Origin of the sequence: Rahnella perminowiae, assembly GCF_019049755.1 — a bacterium.
In the GTDB taxonomy this organism is placed as follows: Bacteria; Pseudomonadota; Gammaproteobacteria; order Enterobacterales; family Enterobacteriaceae; genus Rahnella; species Rahnella perminowiae.
The window spans coordinates 1-4,783 of the sequence record NZ_JAFMOS010000321.1 but is presented as its reverse complement, the minus strand read 5'-3'; the positions used below and the strand labels follow the sequence as shown (position 1 = coordinate 4,783).

The following is a 4,783-nucleotide window of genomic DNA, read 5'->3' as shown; positions in this document are numbered from 1 at the left end:
CATCTTTTATCAGGCGTTGCATAAGGGAAAGTTAATTTCATAAAGCGAAAATAGTCCCGGCGGATAGATGGGCACATGGTATCAGATAAGTGTGATCGACTCATCATGTCAGCGCCTGCGTCCTCAGACCAGTAACGAGTGATAAAGCGTAACTAACTGCTGTGAAAGGTTTTTCGGAGTGTAAGGTAAAATCCGTTCTCTTGCCGCATTTCCCATCTCGTCATTTTCCTGACGGGAAGGAATTTTATTCACATATTCGCTTAGGCTTGCCACATCCAGTGCATCGCAAACAAAGCCCTCGCGCCCCTGCCTGATAAATTCTGCCCCCCCACAAGTTTCACTGGTGATGACGGGCAATCCGCAGGCCATGGCTTCAAGAATAACGTTCGGGAACGGGTCATATAATGTCGGCAGGATCATGCCATCGGCTGCGTGGTAATAAGGCAGAACATTGTTTTGTACCCCGACAAAGCGGATCCGGTCGGCGCAGCCTGTTTGCTGAGCCAGCGATGCGTATTTTTTCTGGTCTTTATCTTGTCCGACAATAATCAGGTAACGATCGCCGGAAGCAATTGCTTCAATGGCGGGCTTCAACCCTTTGCGTTCAAAACCAGAACCTACGTAAATCAGTGCCACGGCCTGCGCAGGAATGGCAAGCATTTCACGTGAAGCAAGCCGTTGTGCAAGGGTCGCCGGTACGAATTTTTGGGAATCAATGGCGTTATAGATCACCTCAAAACGACTTTCCTCCACCCCGTAACAGCGGATGATATCGCGTTTTACCATCTCAGAATTACAGATGATTTTTTTCAACGCCGGAGAGTGGAACATGGCTTCCTCAGCCTGCAGTACATACCGGTGATATGAACTGATTTGTGTGAGAAAACGCTGGAGAGGTGAAATAACGCGCGCCCTTTGTTCCAGCCAGACACGATGTGCACCATCGCCCGCGCGGAAAATATCGCAACCCGGAATGCGCTCGTGGCTTTGCACAATGTCGAACTGTTCCCGTTCCCAACATTGTTGTGCTGCAGCGGCAAAACCTTTCTCACGTGAAACCCGGCCATATTTTGCCGGATTGCACAGGTGAATTTTCCATTTCGGATTGGGTTTGCCTTCCCACTGGCGGGTAATAATATTCAGATCAATATTTTGATCATCCAGTGCTTCAAGAGCGCGTGAGATAAAACGTTCCGCGCCGCCATCAGGGCGATATTTTTGTCTGACAATTGCTAAACGAATGTTTTTCTCACTGGCAGCATTAGTCATGCAGGTAACTCCTGGCGGCATCAATCACATCGCTGACAGGGATTGCATGCAGATAACGTTGTTGAGTTTTTGTATCGATAGAATCGGGTGCGGGCAGCGGCGCGTAGTCCCCGGCCCAGATAGTGGTATTGTTATTGCCCCATGGACGCCAGTGCTGCATTTTCGTCGGGCCAAATAAGGCCACGCAAGGTGTATTAAGCGCGGCAGCCATATGCATCGGCGCAGAATCCACCCCGATAAAGAGTTTTGCACCATCAATCATTGCCGCAAGCTGTGTCAGTGATAGCTGCCCGGCAACAGAGATAACCTGCGGATTGTGGGTGAGATCCTGAATTTTGCGCACCATATTCAGCTCTTTCTTATCCGGGCCGGAGGTCATTACAATCGTCAGGCCGGTTTCAGCGAGTCCATCAATCACATTGGCGAATTTGTCATCATCCCAGCATTTGAACGTCCAGCGTGACGTCGGCTGAATCACAATATATTCGCCGCTTACCTGGTTTTTCAGAAGTAATTGCTGACAGAAAGACTTGTCACTTTCTGAATAATGCATTGATGTCACCGCATTATCGGTGGAGATGCCAAGAGGGGACAAAATCGACATATTCTGTTCGACAGTATGCAGGAGGCTGTGATTTTCGGTGGTCACTAATTGTGTATGACCTGCCCGCCAGAAAGCAGAACGTCGTTTTTTATAGTCGAATCCTAAACGAACTTTCGCACCGCTGAAGCGGGAAATCAGCGCGCTACGCCACTGATCGGCCAGATTAATCACCAGGTCATAATGTCGTTCGCGTACCGCTTTGAGTAGCTGATATTCTTGCTGTAACTGATAGCGGACACCTTGTTTTTTCCATGTTCTATCAATCACATGGATATAGGAAAGGGCCGGGTGTTCACTAAGAATAGGGCGGGTTTCTTTATACAGAAGCACATCAATTTCAGCATCGGGATAATGCTCACGTAGCCTGTTTATCACCGGCGTGGTCAGCACCATATCTCCATGATGACGGAGTTTCACCAGAAGAATTCTTTGGGGTCTGAATGCTGCGTATTTGGCTTCTGAATTAGGCATTCTATTATCTGATAGTAGAATATAGTGAATTGATTTTAGGTGAAGAATCGTATGGTGTGAAGTTATTTATCCTCCTGATATAGAAAGATAAATAACTTCATTTAAGAAATAGTTAGATTCCACTTAAAGACATAATGGAATCGTCTCTTTCTGAAACAGATTAACCGAGTTTTTTACGCAGGTTATGGAGGCGATACAGCCACAATAACAGTTGCCACCATTGTTTAGGTCCGCGCGCGTTACGCAGCATTATTTTGCGTGTGCCGGAGGTGTAAATATCGTCGATCATGGCTTTCCGGGCGGCCTGATCAGGCTCACGGCGGACAGAATGGCAGACCGTCAGGGCTTCACGGGTGACCTGTCTTGGAAACTCCGCATAGATCTTTACCTGGTCTTTATATCGCTCATTTAACGCATCAAGCATTTTGGCTATTTTTAGATAATGCCTTTGATATTCAACGTTTTTCATTCCAGTTCTTTTTTGGTTACTGATTGACTGGCCGTGAATGTAATAGCGATAAAGAACCTTTTGGGTATATTTCACGCGGCGTGCGTTGAACATTAATTCGGTTGTCCAGGGAATATCCTGATGATGCAGGCCCGGTTCAAAATACAGATTATGCTTTTTAATGAGCTGGAGACGGTAGACTCCAAGCCATACAACGTGCAAATAACGGTTTGTTGCCAGCGCCATTTTAAGCCAGTCCGGGCCATCCAGAACGGCTGTCGACGTTAAACGATCGGTGGGGATGATGGGTTTAACTTTTTCTGAGCTGACAAAATAACGTTCACCATTACATTGTGCGACATCCAGATCATCTTGTTCACACAGCTCAATCAGCGTTTTATACATGTCCGGATAGAGTATGTCATCGGCATCCGGAAAAGTGACATACTGACCTTTGGCGACATCCAGGCCGGCATTGCGCGCACGTGAAACACCGCCGTTAGCCTGATGAATGACGCGAATATGCGGGTATTTGCTGGCGTATTCTTGCGCAACGCGCTCGGAACCATCTGTCGAGCCATCATTAACGATGATGACTTCGAGGTTTTCCAGCGTCTGGGCGACGAGCGAATCCATAAAGTTTCGGAACATCTCCCCGCCGTTATACAGGGGAATAATCGCGCTGAGCTTAATGTTGTCCGATGTCGTTGTTAAAGGCATATCACAGATTTTCCACTGATAAAGATGGCAAACAACCGGGCCGGTGCGAGCTCACAGCCCGGAAAAATCATTGTTTTTCTAAAGAGGGCCGCGTCCTCATTCTCAGCATCAACAGATAGGCGAAGACCAGCACAATAAAATACGGTGATTCGCGATTATAAAACTGGGTATCGCCCTGACTGAAGTAAATTACCGGAACCGACAGCAATAAAAATTCGTAACCTTTGGGTATCAGTCTGAAGGGATAGAGCAATAATACAGCGAAGAAAAGTACCATAATCAATGCGCCGAAAATTCCCTGTAATGACAAGGTATCGATAATGTCATTATGCAGATGGAACTGCAGATTACGTAACGCTTCCGGATTGCCGCCTTCATGCTGATCGATGAACGTTGTCGCCAGTGCATTGCGGCTGTCAGCAGACTGACCAAACGGGTGTTGTTTGAAAACATCCAATCCGGCGCGCCACATTGAGAAACGCGCGCCGACTGAAGTATTGCGGTTGCCTTCATGATATGAGGCGACCTCGTTCTGAAGGTTGTCGAGGCGGGTGAGTACCTTATTGTAATAAGGATGGCCTGAGAGAACGGCGGCAATAATCAAAGCGGTGATGCCAAAACCGTATATCATTTTAGAAGTATGGGAACTTTTGACAAAGTCGTAAATGATGCTGCCTGCACTAATGAGCGTAAAAAGTAGCATTGCTGAACGAGTTTCGGTGGCCGCAAGTACAGCAAATGTCATGGTCATTACAATCAGGCAAATGAATCGGTAATGTTTTAAAGCATGATATTTCAGGCTGTACATGACCAGTAAGGAAAAAATCGTGAATGTATAGGCACCGGATGTCGGGGCATCAGAGTTTATTTGAATACGGTCGCCTGTTTTTAAATAATAAGCGATGCGCGTTGCTGATATGATTAAAAACAGAAGCGTCATAATGGAAATACCCGTGCGTACTGTCAGTGTGGGGATTTTCCATTTATGAATATTATGCTCAATGGCATAAAGGATGAATGATGCCAGTATGAGTCGTTTGCCACTGATTTGGTAATGGTATGCAATAAGCGGATACTGATGGTTGACGGTCAGCATAACCCAAAGTAACTTGCTGATACCCAGGAGCAGAATTGTGCAGGCTACAGGATAGAAGTGAATTTTCTTTTCAACCCGTAAAGTAATATAGATAAAGTATATGACTGAAATATAAGTAACGATATAAAAGAAATTACGGGTGATTTCACCGGAATACATAAAGAAAGAAATAGAG

Annotated in this window: 4 protein-coding genes; all 4 read right to left on the bottom strand. The window is 46.2% G+C overall.

What is annotated here, in order from left to right; genetic code table 11:
• Positions 1-123 precede the first annotated feature (123 nt).
• Positions 124-1,269 (bottom strand): glycosyltransferase family 4 protein, encoded by a 1,146-nt coding sequence (locus J1785_RS03220; protein ID WP_129955274.1) that lies wholly within the window; start codon positions 1,267-1,269, stop codon positions 124-126.
• On the bottom strand, positions 1,262-2,344 hold the full coding sequence (gene rfaQ, locus J1785_RS03215; protein WP_129955275.1) for a putative lipopolysaccharide heptosyltransferase III: 1,083 nt from the start codon (positions 2,342-2,344) through the stop codon (positions 1,262-1,264). The genes J1785_RS03220 and rfaQ overlap by 8 nt, the downstream gene beginning before the upstream one ends.
• Positions 2,345-2,504: 160 nt before the next feature.
• Entirely contained in the window at positions 2,505-3,512 is a 1,008-nt protein-coding gene (locus tag J1785_RS03210) for a glycosyltransferase (RefSeq protein ID WP_217218791.1), read from the bottom strand.
• A 67-nt stretch (positions 3,513-3,579) separates the two neighbouring features.
• Positions 3,580-4,783: O-antigen ligase family protein (locus J1785_RS03205; RefSeq protein WP_217218790.1), on the bottom strand; the 1,204-nt coding region annotated here is incomplete at its 5' end.

What these genes read in the sequence shown, in the direction of transcription:
- J1785_RS03220 (WP_129955274.1), bottom strand. Translation starts at nt 1,269, where the DNA reads ATGACTAATGCTGCCAGTGAGAAAAACATTCGTTTAGCAATTGTCAGA.
- rfaQ (WP_129955275.1), bottom strand. Translation starts at nt 2,344, where the DNA reads ATGCCTAATTCAGAAGCCAAATACGCAGCATTCAGACCCCAAAGAATT.
- J1785_RS03210 (WP_217218791.1), bottom strand. Translation starts at nt 3,512, where the DNA reads ATGCCTTTAACAACGACATCGGACAACATTAAGCTCAGCGCGATTATT.